The 15,398-nt window shown below is 69.2% G+C and carries 15 protein-coding genes; 6 read left to right on the top strand and 9 right to left on the bottom strand.

Translation table 11 applies throughout. From position 1 onward, the window contains the following. Positions 1 to 3: 3 nt before the first annotated feature. The gene (locus tag ACQPYY_RS33225) at positions 4 to 801 is read right to left on the bottom strand and encodes a polysaccharide deacetylase family protein (protein ID WP_433592189.1); all 798 of its coding nucleotides are present in this window, start codon (positions 799 to 801) and stop codon (positions 4 to 6) included. Positions 802 to 886: 85 nt separating this feature from the next. Next, the gene (locus ACQPYY_RS33230) at positions 887 to 1,591 is read right to left on the bottom strand and encodes an SDR family oxidoreductase (protein ID WP_379102686.1); all 705 of its coding nucleotides are present in this window, start codon (positions 1,589 to 1,591) and stop codon (positions 887 to 889) included. Positions 1,592 to 1,817: 226 nt separating this feature from the next. On the opposite strand from ACQPYY_RS33230, the gene ggh reads away from it, so the two are divergent. Next, entirely contained in the window at positions 1,818 to 3,158 is a 1,341-nt protein-coding gene (ggh, locus tag ACQPYY_RS33235) for a glucosylglycerate hydrolase (protein ID WP_379102688.1), read from the top strand. 104 nt (positions 3,159 to 3,262) lie between these two features. Beyond that, entirely contained in the window at positions 3,263 to 3,973 is a 711-nt protein-coding gene (locus ACQPYY_RS33240; RefSeq protein ID WP_433594791.1) for a glycoside hydrolase family 25 protein, read from the top strand. A gap of 19 nt (positions 3,974 to 3,992) precedes the next feature. Here ACQPYY_RS33240 and ACQPYY_RS33245 read toward each other — a convergent pair whose 3' ends face one another. From ACQPYY_RS33245 to ACQPYY_RS33255, 3 genes are all read right to left on the bottom strand, one after another. Beyond that, on the bottom strand, positions 3,993 to 4,718 hold the full coding sequence (locus ACQPYY_RS33245) for an amino acid ABC transporter ATP-binding protein (RefSeq protein ID WP_379102692.1): 726 nt from the start codon (positions 4,716 to 4,718) through the stop codon (positions 3,993 to 3,995). Beyond that, positions 4,715 to 6,508, bottom strand: coding sequence for an ABC transporter substrate-binding protein/permease (locus ACQPYY_RS33250; RefSeq protein WP_433592190.1), 1,794 nt, complete (start codon positions 6,506 to 6,508; stop codon positions 4,715 to 4,717). Before ACQPYY_RS33250 ends, ACQPYY_RS33245 begins: the two co-directional genes overlap by 4 nt. 91 nt (positions 6,509 to 6,599) lie before the next feature. Then, entirely contained in the window at positions 6,600 to 7,376 is a 777-nt protein-coding gene (locus ACQPYY_RS33255) for an LLM class F420-dependent oxidoreductase (protein ID WP_379102696.1), read from the bottom strand. A gap of 193 nt (positions 7,377 to 7,569) precedes the next feature. On the opposite strand from ACQPYY_RS33255, the gene ACQPYY_RS33260 reads away from it, so the two are divergent. Then, positions 7,570 to 8,640 carry an ABC transporter ATP-binding protein gene (locus ACQPYY_RS33260; RefSeq protein ID WP_379102698.1) on the top strand — a complete coding sequence of 357 codons (1,071 nt, stop codon included), beginning with the start codon at positions 7,570 to 7,572 and terminating at the stop codon, positions 8,638 to 8,640. Between the two features lie 30 nt (positions 8,641 to 8,670). Here the strand turns inward: ACQPYY_RS33260 and ACQPYY_RS33265 are convergent, their stop codons facing one another. Further along, the gene (locus tag ACQPYY_RS33265) at positions 8,671 to 9,171 is read right to left on the bottom strand and encodes a winged helix-turn-helix transcriptional regulator (RefSeq protein ID WP_379102700.1); all 501 of its coding nucleotides are present in this window, start codon (positions 9,169 to 9,171) and stop codon (positions 8,671 to 8,673) included. 98 nt (positions 9,172 to 9,269) lie between these two features. Between ACQPYY_RS33265 and ACQPYY_RS33270 the strand changes: the two genes are divergently transcribed. After that, positions 9,270 to 10,439, top strand: a complete 1,170-nt coding sequence (locus tag ACQPYY_RS33270; protein WP_379102702.1) for a thiolase family protein — start codon at positions 9,270 to 9,272, stop codon at positions 10,437 to 10,439. A gap of 52 nt (positions 10,440 to 10,491) precedes the next feature. Here the strand turns inward: ACQPYY_RS33270 and ACQPYY_RS33275 are convergent, their stop codons facing one another. Then, complete coding sequence (locus tag ACQPYY_RS33275) at positions 10,492 to 10,959, bottom strand: hypothetical protein (protein WP_433592191.1); 468 nt, start codon at positions 10,957 to 10,959, stop codon at positions 10,492 to 10,494. 596 nt (positions 10,960 to 11,555) lie between these two features. Between ACQPYY_RS33275 and ACQPYY_RS33280 the strand changes: the two genes are divergently transcribed. After that, on the top strand, positions 11,556 to 12,533 hold the full coding sequence (locus ACQPYY_RS33280) for an o-succinylbenzoate synthase (RefSeq protein WP_433592192.1): 978 nt from the start codon (positions 11,556 to 11,558) through the stop codon (positions 12,531 to 12,533). 8 nt (positions 12,534 to 12,541) lie between these two features. On the opposite strand, the gene ACQPYY_RS33285 is transcribed toward ACQPYY_RS33280, so the two are convergent. Together ACQPYY_RS33285 and ACQPYY_RS33290 are read right to left on the bottom strand one after the other, a co-directional pair. Beyond that, complete coding sequence (locus ACQPYY_RS33285) at positions 12,542 to 13,066, bottom strand: TIGR04338 family metallohydrolase (protein ID WP_433592193.1); 525 nt, start codon at positions 13,064 to 13,066, stop codon at positions 12,542 to 12,544. Beyond that, the gene (locus ACQPYY_RS33290) at positions 13,066 to 13,908 is read right to left on the bottom strand and encodes a DUF2786 domain-containing protein (RefSeq protein WP_379102711.1); all 843 of its coding nucleotides are present in this window, start codon (positions 13,906 to 13,908) and stop codon (positions 13,066 to 13,068) included. Before ACQPYY_RS33290 ends, ACQPYY_RS33285 begins: the two co-directional genes overlap by 1 nt. A 149-nt stretch (positions 13,909 to 14,057) precedes the next feature. Here ACQPYY_RS33290 and ACQPYY_RS33295 point away from each other — a divergent pair, with 149 nt between their 5' ends. Beyond that, positions 14,058 to 15,362: an ABC transporter substrate-binding protein gene (locus tag ACQPYY_RS33295; RefSeq protein WP_379102714.1), complete on the top strand. Its 1,305-nt coding sequence runs from the start codon at positions 14,058 to 14,060 to the stop codon at positions 15,360 to 15,362. Positions 15,363 to 15,398 lie beyond the last annotated feature (36 nt).

A 15,398-nucleotide genomic window follows, 5' to 3' on the forward strand; every position in this document is an offset into this window, starting at 1 on the left:
CCGTCAGGCCGGTGACACCAGCACGTCGTTGAGGGTCACCAGCGAGAGGTTGCGCGCACGGATGATCTCGACCAGACGGTCGTAGCAGTGCGTCACGGCGGGGGCGTTGGCGTGGCCGATCACGATGGCCTGCGCGTTGAAGTACTTCTGCGCGCACTCGATCAGATAGTCCTCGGTGATGACACCGGAGTCGGACAGCGAGCCGTACCACATGGTGGGGACGGTGTAACCGAGATCGGCTGCCACCTTGTCGACGGTAGCATCGTGACGGCCGAACGGGGGCCGGAAATACGGGGTCCCGTCCACGCCGAAGTTGTTGTGCAGGAAGGTCTTCGCCTTGGTCAGCTGGGCGGCGATCTCGGTCGTGGACAGCTTGGTCAGGTCCGGGTGATCCCAGGTGTGATTGCCCAGCTGGATCTGACCGGATTCCACCAGCGGCCGCAGCGCGGCCTTGTGCGTGGTCCACGAGTCGTAGTACGCGGTGACGAAGAAGGTGAAGCGGGCCCCGGTGTCCTTGGCGAACTTCACGTAGGCCCCGACCACCTCGGGGCTGGCGCCGTCGTCGACGGTGAGGGCCAGGTTGTTGCCGTGCCCGGGCAGCGCCGTGATCGTGCCCGCGGGAATCGCGGACTTCTGCGCGGGCGGCGCGGCGATCGACTTCGGCGCCGCGGACGGCGTGGGCGTCGCGACGGGTCCACTGATCCGCGGGGTCACCTTGGGGGTGGGGCCCTCCGCAGAGCACCCGGTCAAGGCGGCCGCAGTGCCCGCGGCGAGCATCGCGAGCAACTGTCGTCTATCCATCGCGTTCGTTATATCCATACGGCGTGAACCGGGCACCAATTCTGTGCGAAATGATCGCAATTCAGCACAGAAATTCAGGTTCCTCTCAGCGGGCGATGGGACGCAGCACGATCTCGGTCGGATGGGCGTCACGCGGGGTCTCCACGGCATTGCGGACCGCCCGCGCCACCGTCTCCGCGGTGAGGAACTCGTTCGGGTCGTAGTCGCGGCCCTCCCCCGCGATGATCTCGCGCTGCATGTCGGTGTCGATCCGCCCCGGATGCACCGAGGTCACCCGGAGCGCCGGTTCCTCCAGCCGCAACGCGTCACCGAAGGCCCGCAACCCGAACTTGCTGGCCGCGTACACGCCCCAGCCCGGATTCGCCCGCAGTCCGGCGCCCGAATTGATCAGCACCACATGGCCATTGGCGGCGCGCAGCGCGGGCAGCAACAATCTGGTCAACTCCGCGACCGCGATCAGGTTGGCTTCCAACGTATTCCGCCACTGCGCCACCGACGAATCGGCTATCGTTCCCAGGTCGGCGATCCCGGCATTGTGCACCAGGACATCCAGCCGTTCGATGCCGTCCACCGCGCGCGCCACCGCCGCGTAATCGGTGAGATCGACCGGCCATCCGGCGCTGCCGGGCAGCTCGCGCAGCATCGGTTCCAGGGCCTGCCGCGTGCGCGCGCCCAGCAACAATCGATGTGCCGGAGCCAGTTCCCGCGCAATCGCCGCCCCCAGCCCCCGGCTGGCCCCGGTGATCAACGCGGTCGGCCGGTCGGATTCGGGCCTCGCGGAATTCGCCATGTGATCACCGTAACCGGCCGCGCCGGTCCGGCGATGCTCCGGACGGGCACCCCACCGCTAGCTGATTCATGAGAAGGCGAACGAAGTGCAATCTGGCGATCAGGAGTCGTCCACGGGCGATCCAGCGCAGTCCACTGTCCACGCGTCATCCACGATCCATCGAGCGCCGAGCCACACCTCCTCGCCCTATCGCGCATACCTACGGGTACCGGCGCAGAATAGGGCGATGACACACCCGGGATTCACGCCCACCCAGCTCGCGGCCCGCGCGGCCTACCTGCTGCGCGGCAACGACCTGGGCACCATGACCAGCGCCGCGCCCAAGCTCTATCCACATATGTGGAGCTGGGACGCGGCATTCGTGGCGGTCGGCTTGGCGCCGCTCAGTGTCGAACGCGCGGCCCTGGAACTGGACACCCTGCTGTCGGCACAGTGGCGCAACGGGATGATCCCGCACATCGTGTTCGCCAACGGGGTGGACGGCTACTTCCCCGGACCGGCCCGATGGGAATGCCGCCGCCTCGCCGCCGACGCGCCCGACGGGCCCGACACCTCGGGAATCACGCAGCCACCCGTGCATGCCATTGCGGTGCAACGGATTCTGGACCACTCACGCCGGCACGGGCGCAGCACCCGCGCGGTCGCCGAGGACTTCCTGAACCGGCGCTGGCCCGACCTGATGCGCTGGCACCGCTGGCTGGCCTACGCGCGAGATCCCAAGCAGCACGGGCGGATCACGCTCTACCACGGCTGGGAATCCGGCATGGACAACTCGCCGCGCTGGGATCGGGCCTACGAGAACGTGATTCCCGGTCCGGACCTGCCGCCGTACCAGCGCGCCGACACCCAGGTGGTGGGCGATCCCACGCAGCGCCCCTCCGACCGTGAGTACGACCGCTACCTGTGGCTGGTCGAGCAGATGCGCCGCGCCGGGTACGACGACTACCAGCTGGCCTCCACCATGAGCTTCGCGGTCGAGGACGTGTTCGTGACCGCCATCTTCGCGCTGGCCTGCGATGTGCTCGCCAATATCGGCGAGGACTACAAGCAGCCGCACGCGGACGTGCGCGAACTCTACGAGTGGGCCGACTACTTCCGCGCGGGCGTGATCGCCACCACCGACGCGCGCACCGGCGTGGCCCGGGACTTCGACGTGCGCGCGGACAAGTGGATCGAGACCGAGACGCTCGCGTGCTTCGCGCCACTGCTCAGCGGCGGACTCCCCCGCGACGCCGAACGACGGCTGCTGCGGCTGTTCGAAGGCCCGCGCTGGTGCGGGCACCCGGATCTGCGCTACGCGCTGCCCCCGTCGACCTCCCCGGTGGCGCGGGACTTCCGCTCCCGCGAGTACTGGCGCGGGCCGGTGTGGCCGGTGATCAGCTGGCTGTTCTCCTGGGTGTTCGCCCGCCGCGGCTGGGCCGAGCGCTCGTTCATGCTGCGCGCGGAAGGACTCCGCCAGGCCAGTGACGGCAGCTTCGCCGAGTACTACGAGCCGTTCACCGGCGAACCCCTGGGGAGCATGCAGCAGTCCTGGACCGCGGCGTCGGTGCTGGACTGGCTCGGCTGACGATCGGACAGATCCGCTAACGATTGGCGAATTAGACAGTCGCGCCTTCACCGCTCCGGCGGCAGTTCGGCCTAGCGTTTTTGCGCATGACCGGACGCACACTGATGAAAGTGCTCACTGTCGCGGCTACAGGCATCCTCATGGCTACCCCCGCCGGGGTGGCTGCCGCCGATATCGAGGGCCCGGACGTGGCCTCGTGGCAGCACCCCGGCGGCGGCAGCATCAACTGGTTCGGTGTGCGCGCCGCCGGATACTCGTTCGCCATGCTCAAGGCGACCGAGGGCCTCAACTACGTGAACCCGTACTTCGTGCAGGACAGCCTGTCCATGCGGGTGGCCGGCGTCGCCCGCGGCACCTATCACTTCGCGCGCCCGAACCTGCTCCCCGAGGCGCAGGCCGCGTTCTACTCGGCGATGGTGCTGGGCCAGAACGGGCCCATGGACCTGCCGCCGGTGCTGGACCTCGAGGACTCCGGCGGGCTGCCCCCGGCCGCGCTCATCGACTGGACCCACCGGTACCTGAACACGGTCCGCGCCCTGACCGGCCGGATGCCGATCATCTACACCTATCCCCGCTTCTGGCAGACGGCCATGGCCGACTCCAACGAGTTCACCGCCTACCCGCTGTGGATCGCCGACTACCGCGGCAACGACCAGCCCGAGGTCCCGGGCGGCTGGCCGCACTGGACGTTCTGGCAGACCACCGACGCCGGGCGGATCCCCGGCATCGCCGCGGGCGTGGATCTGAACATCTACAGCGGCGCTCAAGGCGACTTCGGCCGCTACGCGAACCTGCCCCTCGCGGGCAGCAGCTGACCCCCGCGCCGAGAGTTGGTCACAGCACCTGGGAGAGGAACTGGCGCAGCCGAGGGGTTTCCGCGTTCTCGAAGAGCGCCTCGGGTGTGCCGGTTTCCACCACCCGGCCGTGATCCATGAACACGACCTGATCGGATACCGAACGGGCGAAGCTCATCTCGTGGGTGACCACGATCATCGACATGCCGCCGCTCGCCAGCTCGGACATGAGTGCGAGCACGCCCTTGACCAGCTCCGGATCCAGCGCCGAGGTGGCCTCGTCGAAGAACATGATGTCCGGCTTCATGGCCAATGCCCGGGCGATGGCCACGCGCTGCTGCTGACCGCCGGACAGTGACGAGGGGCGCACGTCCGCCTTCCCCGCCAGTCCGACCGCCTCCAGCTGCTGCAGGGCCAGCGTCCGCGCCTGCTCCTTGGACAGCCCGTGCAGTTTGCGGGGACCGAGCGCCACATTGTCGGCGACGGTCCGGTGCGGGAACAGGTTGAAGTGCTGGAACACCATCCCGATCCGCTGCCGCAGCCGGTCCGGGTTCTCGCCCAGCACCGACGCGCCGTCCAGCAGGATGTCGCCGGAGTCGGGTTCGTGCAGCCGGTTCAGTACCCGCAGCAGCGTCGACTTGCCGGACCCGGACGGCCCGATCACCGTGGTGGTCTTGCCCGCGTCCACGTGCACGTCCACGCCGCGCAGGATCTCGGTGCGGCCCAGCGTCAATCGCAGGCCGGTGCCGGTGAGGGAGGCACTCATGCTCCACGCCCTTCCGTGATGACGGCCTGTTCGACGGGTTCGGCGGGATCGCCGGCGGCGGGGCGGCCGTCGCGCATGCGCTTGTCGATGTAGTTGACCAGGTGCGTGAGCGGCACCGTCAGCAGCAGGTAGACCAGGCCGGCCGCCACCAGCGGCGACAGATTCCCGGTCTGCGCGTTGAGATCCCGGCCCACCGCGAACAGTTCGCGTTGCGAGGCCAGCAGACCCAGGAAGTAGATCAGCGAGGAGTCCTTGATCAATGCGATGAACTGGTTCATCAGCGCGGGCAGCACCCGGCGCACGCCCTGCGGGATCACCACCAGCGTCATGGCCTGCCGGTAGCCGAATCCGATGGCGCGGGCCGCCTCCAGCTGCCCGGCCTCCACCGACTGGATGCCGGACCGGAAGATCTCACCGATGTACGCCGAGGCCAGCAGCGCCAGCGCCACCGCGCCCAGCCAGTACGGGTTGTTGCCGGTGATGCCCTTGACCACCGGTCCCACGCCGAGACCGATGAGCAGGATGATCACCACGGCGGGCAGGCCGCGGAAGATATCGGTGTAAACCCGTGCGGGCCAGCGCAACCAGCGGGTGCGGGAGATGCCCGCCACCGCGAGCAGCATACCGAGCACGGTGCCCAGCAGGCCCGAAACCAGCGCCAGGATCAGGGTATTGGGCAGACCCGTCTTGATCAGGTCCGGGAAGGCCTTGCGGTACAACGACCAATCGCAGAACGTGTCCTTCAACTGCCGCAGCGTCGACTTCGGCTGCGCTGTTCCCGCCCCGGTCCGGTCGGCCGCGTGTTCGGCCGCGATCTTCGCGAAGTCCGGAAGCTGCGGTGTCGCCGCGGCTTTGGAGCCCGGCTTCCAGCCCGGCGGCAGTTCGCGCGGCACCCAGTTCTCGTACAGCTTGGCGTAGGTGCCGTCCGCGATCACCGCGTCCAGACCCGCGTTGAGCGCGTCGGTGAGCGGCTGATGCCCCTTGCGCACCGCCCAGGCGGTGAAGTTGTTGACGCTGAACGTGTTCTGCGTGATCGAGGTCGGGTCGCCCGGCTTGATCGCGCCGATGGCCTGCTGCGACGGCGCCACCCAGGCGTCGATCTGCCCGGACTTCAGGTTCGCGTAGGCGGTGTTGTAGTCGGGAAACTTCACCGGATCCAGGTGCAGTTCGTTGACCACGTACTCGTCCTGCACGGTGCCCTGCACCACGCCGATCCGCTTGCCCCGGTTCAGGTCCCCGAAGCCGTGGATGGCGCTGCCGTTCGGCACCACCAGGGAGAAGTAGCCGAAGTCGTAGCCGTTGGTGAAGTCGACCAGCTGCCGCCGGGCGTCGGTGGTGGTGATGCTGGACGAGCCGATGTCGAAGCGGCCGTTGGCGACCTGCGCCAGCAGGCCCGCGAACTCGGTGCCGGTGAACTCCACCTGCAGACCGAGTTTCGCACCGATCGCCTTCAACAGCTCGTTGTCGAAGCCGGTGAACGTGCCCTTGGAGTTCACGCAGATGCTCGGCGGGGCGTCCGACAGGGTTCCGACGCTCAGTTTGCCGGGCGTGAGCAGCCCCAGCTTGGTGACGTCGATCGTGTTCAGCGGCACCGTGGTGGGCGTCGTGAACCGGTCCGCGCTCTGGTTCTGCTGCCCTGCGGCCAGGTTGGTCGGCGCCGCGCTGGCCGCCGCCGGACCGGGCGGCGAACACAGATCACGGTCGTCGGCCGCCGCGCCGCCCACGCCGAGCGTGGCGACGCCGACCAGCCCTACCAGCAGGACACCCGCCAGGTGCCGCAAGGAAACCATGACGAATCACCCTAGTGCCGGATGTTTGCCACTCCAGGTTTAGCCTCACGACGATTCGGAAGCGTCACCGTCCGAGCCCGATCTACCCGCTCTACCCCTGATTGACGCGGTCGCGCCAGGCCACCGCCTCCTGGATCCGGGCGGTGTCGTAGTCGGGTCCGCCGGAGCTCACCGTGAACAGGGTCACGCCCGCCGCGTGATAGTCGTCGGCCTGGTCCAGGCCCGGCCACGCCACCGACTTCTCGATCGCCGCGGCGTCGGTGCCGACCTCGGCGCAGTGCTCGCCCAGGATGCCGATCTTGCGCCGCAGCACGTCGATGTCGGAGAAGCTGTGCCAGATGTCGGCGTACTGGGCGACCAGCCGCAGCGTCTTCCTCTCCCCGCCGCCGCCGATCAGGATGGGGATGTCGCGGACCGGCTGCGGATTCAGCTTGGCCAGCCGGTCGGTGATCCGGGCCATCGACTCCTTGAACAGCGCGAGACGGCTTCCGGCCGTGCCGAATTCGTACCCGTACCGGTCGTAGTCCTTCTCGAACCACCCCGCGCCGACACCGAGCACGAGCCGCCCGTTGCTGATGTGGTCGACGGTGCGCGCCATATCGGCCAGCAGGTCCGGATTGCGGTAGCCGCCGCCGGTGACCAGCGCGCCGAGCTCCACCCGCTCGGTCTGCTCGGCGATCGCGCCCAGCATGGTCCAGCACTCGAAGTGCGCGCCCTCGGGATCGCCGTACAGCGGATAGAAGTGGTCCCAGTTGAAGACGATGTCCACCCCGATGTCCTCACATCGCCGCACCGCGTCCCGGATCAACCCGTAGTCGGGCGCGTGCTGCGGCTGAAGCTGGACTCCGATACGAACCGGTTTGCTCATCACGTACTCCTCGTCGCGGGGCGGAGATCGATTCGAGGCTACCGAGGTAGGGCGAATCGAGTGCGCCTACCATGTCCCCGGAACCGCTCCCGGGGGTTCGGGGGCGCAGCCCCTGAGAGTCCCGAGAGTTGGGTCCATCCCCTCTACTACGGATCGTCCGGCACGTTCCTGCCGGTGAAGGGAAGTGCTAACCGTGGCAACGGTGACTTTCGACCAGGCCACCCGGCTGTACCCCGGCTCGGGCAAGCCCGCCGTCGACGCGTTGAACCTGGAGATCGCCGACGGCGAGTTCCTGGTGCTCGTCGGCCCCTCGGGCTGCGGCAAATCCACCTCGCTGCGCATGCTCGCGGGGCTCGAGGAGGTGAGCGACGGCCGAATCCTGATCGGGGACAAGGACGTCACGCACGCCGAGCCCAAGGAACGCGATATCGCCATGGTGTTCCAGAACTACGCGCTGTACCCGCACATGAGCGTGGCCGAGAACATGGGCTTCGCCCTGAAGATGGCCAAGGTCTCCAAGGACGAGCGGCAGCAGCGCGTGCTCGAGGCCGCCAAGCTGCTCGACCTCGAGCCCTACCTGGACCGCAAGCCCAAGGCCCTGTCCGGCGGTCAGCGCCAGCGTGTCGCCATGGGTCGCGCCATCGTGCGGTCCCCGCAGGTGTTCCTGATGGACGAGCCGCTGTCGAACCTGGACGCCAAGCTGCGCGTGCAGACCCGCACCCAGATCGCCCAGTTGCAGCGCCGGCTCGGCACCACCACCGTCTACGTCACCCACGACCAGGTCGAGGCCATGACCATGGGCGACCGGGTGGCGGTGCTCAAGGACGGGCTGCTGCAGCAGTGCGCGTCCCCGCGCGACCTGTACCGGGATCCGGCCAATCTGTTCGTCGCGGGCTTCATGGGCTCACCCGCCATGAACCTGTTCACGCTGCCGGTCGGCAACGGCTCGGTGACGCTGGGCGGCTGCCCGCTGCCGCTGCCGCGCTCGGTGGCGGCGGCCACCGGCGAGCGGGTCGTGGTCGGCGTCCGGCCCGAGCACCTGGATTTCGTCGGCACCGGGGCGGGCATCGCCATGGAGGTGGACGTCGTCGAGGAGCTGGGCTCCGACGCCTACATCTACGGCCGCACCTTCGGTGAGGGGGAATCGATTGTGGCGCGCGCGGATTGGCGCAACCCGCCGACCAAGGGCGCGCAGCTCTCGCTGGTCGCGGACCCGGCGCACACCTACTTCTTCCACCCGGAGGACGGCCGCCGGCTGCACTGACGGGTCAGGTGTGCACTGACGGTTCAGGTTTCAGGAATGGCGGCGGGCTTTCCGCCGCCATTCGTCGTTCACCCGGATGCGCAGATTCTCCAGCGGAACCTCGGTGCCCGAGGCGCTGCGCAGTTCGGCGCGGACCGGCTCGCCGCTGGAGTCCTCCAGCCGTTCCAGCGGCGCGGGCCCGTCCTGTAGGTATTTGTCACCCCACTGCCAGAGCGCGACCACGGCGGGCAGCAGGTCCCGTCCCATCTGGGTGAGCACGTATTCGTTGCGGGTGCGCTTGCCCTCTTCCTGGTAGGGCCGCTTCGCCAGCAGTCCGGCGTCGACGAGTTTGCGCAGCGCGCTGGAGGCCGCCGCGTCGGTGATCCCCACCCGCGCCGCGAAGCCGTCGAACCGCGTGGTGCCGTAGTACGACTCCCGCAGAATGAGCACGGCCGAGCGGGTGCCGACGATGTCCATCGCCTTGGCGATCGAACATTCCTCGGGCTTCCACGAGCTCAGGTCGCTGAGTTTTCCCTCCAGTACGGCCGACATGGCGTACATCATACCCTGCTGACTTGCCCCAACTATGGCCAGCTTCTACCCTGACTTTAGAGACATCTAGTCAGATGCCCGCTCGGAAGGGAACGTCAATGAGAGACGCAGTCATCGTCGAAGCCGTCCGCACTCCCATCGGCAAAGGCAAGGCCACCGGCGCACTGCACGGCGTACACCCCGCCGACCTGCTCGCGCACAGCCTGCGGGAAGTGGTGCGACGCTCCGAGATCGATCCGGCGCTGATCGACGATGTGATCGGCGGCGTGGTCACCCAGGTCGGCGAACAGGGCTCCAACCTGACCCGCCGCGCCGCCCTGGCCGCCGGATATCCCGAATCGGTGCCGGCCACCACCGTGGACCGGCAGTGCGGCAGCAGCCAGCAGGCCATCCACTTCGCCGCCCAGGGCGTGATCGCCGGGGCCTACGACATCGTGGTGGCCGCGGGTGTGGAATCCATGAGCCGGGTTCCCATGGGGGCCAACCTGATCGGGGCCGAGGACATCGCCGGGGTCGGCTTCGCCGAACGCTACCCGGAGGGCCTGGTACCGCAGGGCATCAGCGCCGAACTCATCGCCGCCAAGTGGGGTCTGACCCGCACCCAGCTCGACGAATTCGCCCTCGCCAGCCACGAGAAGGCCGCCGCCGCAACCAAGAACGGGGCCTTCGAGGCCCAGCTGTCGCCCTTCGACGGACTCGCCGAGGACGAGGGCATCCGCCTGGGCAGCACCCTCGAGACCCTGGCCGCACTGCGCCCCGCCTACTACAGCGAGGAGATGGCGGCCCGCTTCCCGCAGATCGGCTGGAACATCACCGCCGCCAACGCCAGCCAGATCAACGACGGCAGCGCCGCCACCCTCATCATGACCAGCGAACGCGCCGCCCAGCTGGGCCTGCGTCCGCTGGCCCGGGTGCACAGCTTCGCCGTCGCGGGCGACGACCCGCTGCTCATGCTCACCGCGGTCATCCCCGCGACCCGGAAGGTGTTGCAGCGCTCCGGACTCGACCTCGCCGACATCGATCTGTTCGAGGTCAACGAGGCCTTCTCCTCGGTCGTCCTGGCCTGGGCCCGGGAGACGGGGGCCGACCTGTCCAAGGTCAACGTGAACGGCGGCGCCATCGCCCTCGGCCATCCCCTGGGCGCCTCCGGAGCCCGCCTGGCCACCACCCTCGTTCACGCCATGCACGACCGCGGCGCCCGCTACGGGCTGCAAACCATGTGCGAGGCGGGCGGTCTCGCCAACGCCACCATCTACGAACGCCTCTGAAACCGAACGCCGCCCCGGAAACCACCAGGGCGGCGACTCGAGGCGCTCCTCCTCAGCTGATGGCCGTGGCCACCAGTACATGCCCCGCACCGCCCGCGGCGAGGATCACCGGCAGCGCGACGGCCGTCCAGATCCACGCGCGACGACCGGTCATGGCCGCGACCGAGGCGAGCACCATGGCCCCCACCAGCGCCAGGAACATGCCGCCCCCGCCGATCAGCAAGCCCCACAGGGCCGACGCGGGCGGGCGGATCACGATGCACTGCACCGAGAAGTCCCTTTTCGCGGTGCAGCGGTTGTGGACCAGATCGAACAGTTTCGCGAACAGATCGTAGGCCCAGCCGAACGCGGCGACCACGCCGAGCAGATACAAGCCGGCCGACAGCGCGATATCCCTGCGGGCCAGTGGCTTCCGCTCCGGCGCGGCCGCCGCCTCGACCTCTGACGGCCGCAGCGGCGCGGGCATGGTCCGATCGTCCGCTTGCTGGAGGTCGACCGGCTGCCAGGGCTGCGGCGGCATTTCGGCATGCGGCGCCGACCCGGGAGTCGGGGCATAGTTCGCGTCCGGGTTGGCGAGTGACTGGTGCTGCGGCCCGGGCGGACGCGAGCCCGGGGCCATACCGGCCGGACCGCCCGATCGCGGTGGGACACCGACTATTTCGGGAGCCTGCGGCGGCACTCGCGGCGGCGGGTTCTGCCGGCCGCCCTGGGGAAGAGTGGGCGCGGCCTGATCGACCGCACCTGCGCGCGGCCCGCCGGGCTGCGGGGGTGGGGGCGGCGGTGCCTGCCCCCGCGGTCCGGGCAGCGTCGGGCCCTCCGGGCCGGCCAGATTGGCGTCCTTCGCCCCCGGTCCACCGGAGCCGGGTAGCGAGCGCGGCGATCCGGCGGCGCGCGGGCCGGGACCGACCGGGTGCCGGCGGCCGTCCGGTCCGCCGGGCCCGGGCGGGGGAAAGTTCTCCGGCGCTGGACGTCGGGGATCGTTGGGCGGGTTCATGATTGCGGTCTCCCCCACGGCGCAGGTCTGCGAAGCCGGACATGGCTCCATTTCGCATTGTCGCCGGGGGCGGGCCGCGCCGCCACCTCGGGCCCGCGCGGGCGGTCGGTAGGGTGCGACGGATGAGCGACAGCGCGGTGGATTTCGAGTCGGCGGTGGTCTACGCGATTCCCATGCGAACCCGATTCCGGGGGATCACTGTTCGCGAGGGGATGCTGATTCCCGGGGCCGCGGGATGGGGAGAATTCTGCCCGTTTCCCGAGTACGACGACCGGGAAGCGGCATCCTGGCTGGCCACAGCGGTCGAACAGGCGACGCTGGGATGGCCGGAGCCGGTGCGGGATCGGGTGCCGGTGAACTGCATCGTGCCCGCGGTGGGGCCGGAACGGGCGTACGAGATCGTGGCCGGGTCCGGCTGCCGCACCGCGAAGGTGAAGGTCGCCGACCACCCCGACTCGCTGGGCGAGGATCTGGACCGGGTGGCGGCCGTGCGCGACGCGCTCGGGCCGGACGGCGCGGTGCGGGTCGATGCCAATGGGCTCTGGGATGTGGATACCGCTATCGACCGGATCGGGCGGATCGACCGGGCCGCAGGCGGTTTGGAGTATGTCGAGCAGCCGTGCCGGACGATCGAGGAATTGGCCGCCGTGCGCAAACGGGTGGACGTGCGCATCGCCGCCGACGAGTCGATTCGGCGGGCCGAGGATCCGCTGCGCGTGGCCGTGGCGGGCGCGGCGGATGTCGCGGTCCTGAAATGCACGCCGCTGGGCGGGGTCCGGCGGGCGCTCGAGGTCGCGGCGGCCGCGGGGCTGCCGTGCCTGGTGTCGTCGGCGCTGGAGACCAGCGTCGGACTGGCCGCGCAGGTCGCGCTGGCCGGCGCACTCCCCCACCTCGATTTCGCCTGTGGCCTGGACACTTTGTCGCTACTCACCGGCGATGTGGTCACCGCGCCACTGCGCCCGGTCGACGGCCGGCTGGAGGTGCCGCGCACTCCCCCGGCCCCGGATCCCGAACTCCTGGACCGGTACCGCCACCCCGACACCGAGCGCACCGAGTGGTGGCGTCAGCGCCTGGCCCGGGTCCGGAAACTGCTGCCCTAGCGCGCCACTCAGGCGATACGAACGCCGCACGAGTACATCGTGGTGCGCAACAGCAGTGCGGCTTCGGGCCCGATGACCCCGTCCACCAACTCGACATACCGGGCGCAGAACTCGGGGCCGTGCGGCGCGGCCTCGGCCGGCTCCGGGTCCAGATGGTGCGCCAGCTCGTGCAAGATCACCAATTCACGTAGCGCCCAGGCGCTTCCACCGGCGTGCAGCGGCACCGCGAGCACGGCTCCCGCCGACTCGTAGTGCGCGGCCTTGGTCCCGGCCCGGGCGCGCACCGTCACCGGCACCCCCGCCCGATCCCACTGGGCACGCACCCAGTTCAGCGCCAGCACCCGGTCCGCGTAGATCTGCACCGATTCCACCGACCCGAACCGCCGCTCGATGGGCAGCGTCAGGTGCGATCCGTGCACTTCGACCGTTCGCGTGTCGAATTCGTCGGCGCGGTCGAACATTCCGCGCACCAGACCCTCGGCGTCGTACACCTGGGACCGCTGCGCATCCCGGGCAGCCGTGCGCGCGTTCACTATTCGCCCGAACCGCGCGGCAGCTGCCCGCGCGCGCCACCCAGCTCGGCGGCGCCGCCCAGTCGCGCGGCCTTGCCCGCCCGGTCCCCGGCCCGCCGGGCGGCCGCCGAGTACCCGGCCGAGGCCTGCGGGCCCCGCCAGGTGCCGCGCGCTTCCGAGGTGCGGGAGTAGTAGTCGGTGAGCTCGAGTTCCTTGTCGCGCAACGCGAGCGCGGTGCCCGTGGGCGCGACCCCGGCGGCGTCGGCTCGCACGGCGTCCTTCTCGACCTCCGCCTTCACCTCGCCGAGGCGGCGGCCGATCCGCGCGGCGAAGGCCATCTGGAAGTTCAGGCGCGCCGTCACCGCCGCGACGGGCACCTCCACCGGATGGTGGTAGACGCGGCCGTATTTTCGTTCGACGACGACCTTCTGCGCGGTGGCCGTCTTGTACGCGCCCGATTTGATGTAGTGGTCGGAGGCACGCACCATCTGCACCAGCAGGCTGGTGTACAGCGCCGAACAGGTGTCGATATCGGTGTCGAAACCGTAGGCGTACACCGTCGTCGAACTGCGGGCCACATCACAGCGCACGTCATTGGCGGCGGCGATGGCCACGAAAAGCTGGACATACGTGCGTAGACCACGTTTTCCGGGCTCCCCGATCGGGATCACCCGCTGCGTCGGCGTGGGGCGTCGTTCCCGGTGGGCGATATGCGCCCGCGCCACCGCCAGATCCACCGACGAGCCGGTCGCGAGCCGTTGCGCGGCCGCGAGGAAGGCCTCGGCTTCATGCTCGTTATCGGTCGATTCGGCCTGCCGCAGCAGCCCCCCGATCCGCGTGAGCATCTTGTCCTGAGAAGACATCGCGACCCAGCGTAGCGGTACCGGTGATCTTCGTGGTCACGCGCGATCGGACCAGGTACTCCCGGCACGGGGAACGGCCACCATGTATCTTCCCTTGTGCAACCGGCTGGGTGTGCCGCCGCTCACGTCTCGACCCTGGAGTATCCGCGATGGCTTTGAAGAAGGTGTCCTCTCTACGCTCGACGTTGGTGCCGCGTGCCGTGCTGGCCGTCACCTCCGCGGCTCTGCTGACCGCGACATTCGCCGCGGGCTGCTCGAGTGGCAACGGCGGGAACAGCTCGACCGGTGAGAACCTCACCGGCCGTGGCCCGATCACCTATGTGGAGGGCAAGGACACCACCGAGACCGGTGCGGTGAAGCAGCTGGTCGAACGCTGGAACGCCGCCCACCCGGACGAGAAGGTGACGTTCAAGGAGCAGTCCAACGACGCCTCCCAGCAGTACGACGACCTCAAGCAGCACATGCAGGCCAAGGCGTCGGACTACGACGTGGTCGCGCTGGACGTGCCGTGGACCGCGGAGTTCGCCGCCAAGGGCTGGATCCAGCCGCTGAAGGACTCCTTCCAGATCGACACCTCCACCCTGCTGTCGCCGCCGGTCGCCTCGGCCACCTACAACGGCACCCTGTTCGCGGCTCCCCGCAACACCAACGGCGGCCTGCTGTTCTACCGCAAGGACCTGACGCCGGAGCCGCCCAAGACCTGGGCCGAGATGATCTCCCTGTGCCCGAAGGCCCGGGACGCCGGAATCGGTTGCTACGCAGGACAGCTGGCCCCCTACGAGGGTCTGACCGTGAACACCGCCGAGGTCATCAACGCCTTCGGCGGCAGCTTCGTCGGCGCCGACGGCAAGACCCCGACCGTGAACAGCGCGCAGTCCAAGGCCGGTCTGCAGACCCTGGTCGACGCCTACAAGAACGGCGACATCCCGAAGGAGGGCATCTCCTTCAAGGAGCCGGAGTCGCAGAACGCCTTCGTCACCGGCAAGCTCATGTTCATGCGCGGCTGGCCGTCCACCTTCGGTGACGCCGGGTCCGACGCCTCCGCGGTGAAGGACAAGTTCGGCGTCGCCCCGCTGCCCGGCAAGGACGGCGTCGGCGCCTCCACCCTCGGTGGCTACAACGCCGCGATCAGCGCCTTCTCCAAGAACAAGGCCACCGCGCTGGACTTCCTGCGCTTCCTGATCAGCGAGGACGCCCAGCACATCGTGGCCTCCGGCGCGCTGCCGTCGGTCCGCGCCTCGGTCTACGACGACCCGGCGCTGATCGCCAAGATGCCGTATCTTCCCGCACTGAAGGAATCCATCGCCTCCGCGGTGCCGCGGCCGGTGACCCCCTTCTACCCCGCGGTGTCGAAGGCCATCCAGGACAACGCCTATGCTGCGTTGACCGGAAACAAGTCGGTCGACGATGCCATCGCGGGGATGCAGAAGGGCATCGAGACCGCCGGATCGTAGGGCGTGCTCGACGGCGAAGCCCCGGAGAACGATCAA

The organism is Nocardia sp. CA-145437 (genome assembly GCF_050956485.1).
Taxonomy (GTDB): Bacteria; Actinomycetota; Actinomycetes; order Mycobacteriales; family Mycobacteriaceae; genus Nocardia.

What these genes read in the sequence shown, in the direction of transcription:
- ACQPYY_RS33225 (WP_433592189.1), bottom strand. Translation starts at nt 801, where the DNA reads ATGGATAGACGACAGTTGCTCGCGATGCTCGCCGCGGGCACTGCGGCC.
- ACQPYY_RS33230 (WP_379102686.1), bottom strand. Translation starts at nt 1,591, where the DNA reads ATGGCGAATTCCGCGAGGCCCGAATCCGACCGGCCGACCGCGTTGATC.
- ggh (WP_379102688.1), top strand. Translation starts at nt 1,818, where the DNA reads ATGACACACCCGGGATTCACGCCCACCCAGCTCGCGGCCCGCGCGGCC.
- ACQPYY_RS33240 (WP_433594791.1), top strand. Translation starts at nt 3,263, where the DNA reads ATGAAAGTGCTCACTGTCGCGGCTACAGGCATCCTCATGGCTACCCCC.
- ACQPYY_RS33245 (WP_379102692.1), bottom strand. Translation starts at nt 4,718, where the DNA reads ATGAGTGCCTCCCTCACCGGCACCGGCCTGCGATTGACGCTGGGCCGC.
- ACQPYY_RS33250 (WP_433592190.1), bottom strand. Translation starts at nt 6,508, where the DNA reads ATGGTTTCCTTGCGGCACCTGGCGGGTGTCCTGCTGGTAGGGCTGGTC.
- ACQPYY_RS33255 (WP_379102696.1), bottom strand. Translation starts at nt 7,376, where the DNA reads ATGAGCAAACCGGTTCGTATCGGAGTCCAGCTTCAGCCGCAGCACGCG.
- ACQPYY_RS33265 (WP_379102700.1), bottom strand. Translation starts at nt 9,171, where the DNA reads ATGTCGGCCGTACTGGAGGGAAAACTCAGCGACCTGAGCTCGTGGAAG.
- ACQPYY_RS33270 (WP_379102702.1), top strand. Translation starts at nt 9,270, where the DNA reads ATGAGAGACGCAGTCATCGTCGAAGCCGTCCGCACTCCCATCGGCAAA.
- ACQPYY_RS33275 (WP_433592191.1), bottom strand. Translation starts at nt 10,959, where the DNA reads ATGCCGCCGCAGCCCTGGCAGCCGGTCGACCTCCAGCAAGCGGACGAT.
- ACQPYY_RS33280 (WP_433592192.1), top strand. Translation starts at nt 11,556, where the DNA reads ATGAGCGACAGCGCGGTGGATTTCGAGTCGGCGGTGGTCTACGCGATT.
- ACQPYY_RS33290 (WP_379102711.1), bottom strand. Translation starts at nt 13,908, where the DNA reads ATGTCTTCTCAGGACAAGATGCTCACGCGGATCGGGGGGCTGCTGCGG.
- ACQPYY_RS33295 (WP_379102714.1), top strand. Translation starts at nt 14,058, where the DNA reads ATGGCTTTGAAGAAGGTGTCCTCTCTACGCTCGACGTTGGTGCCGCGT.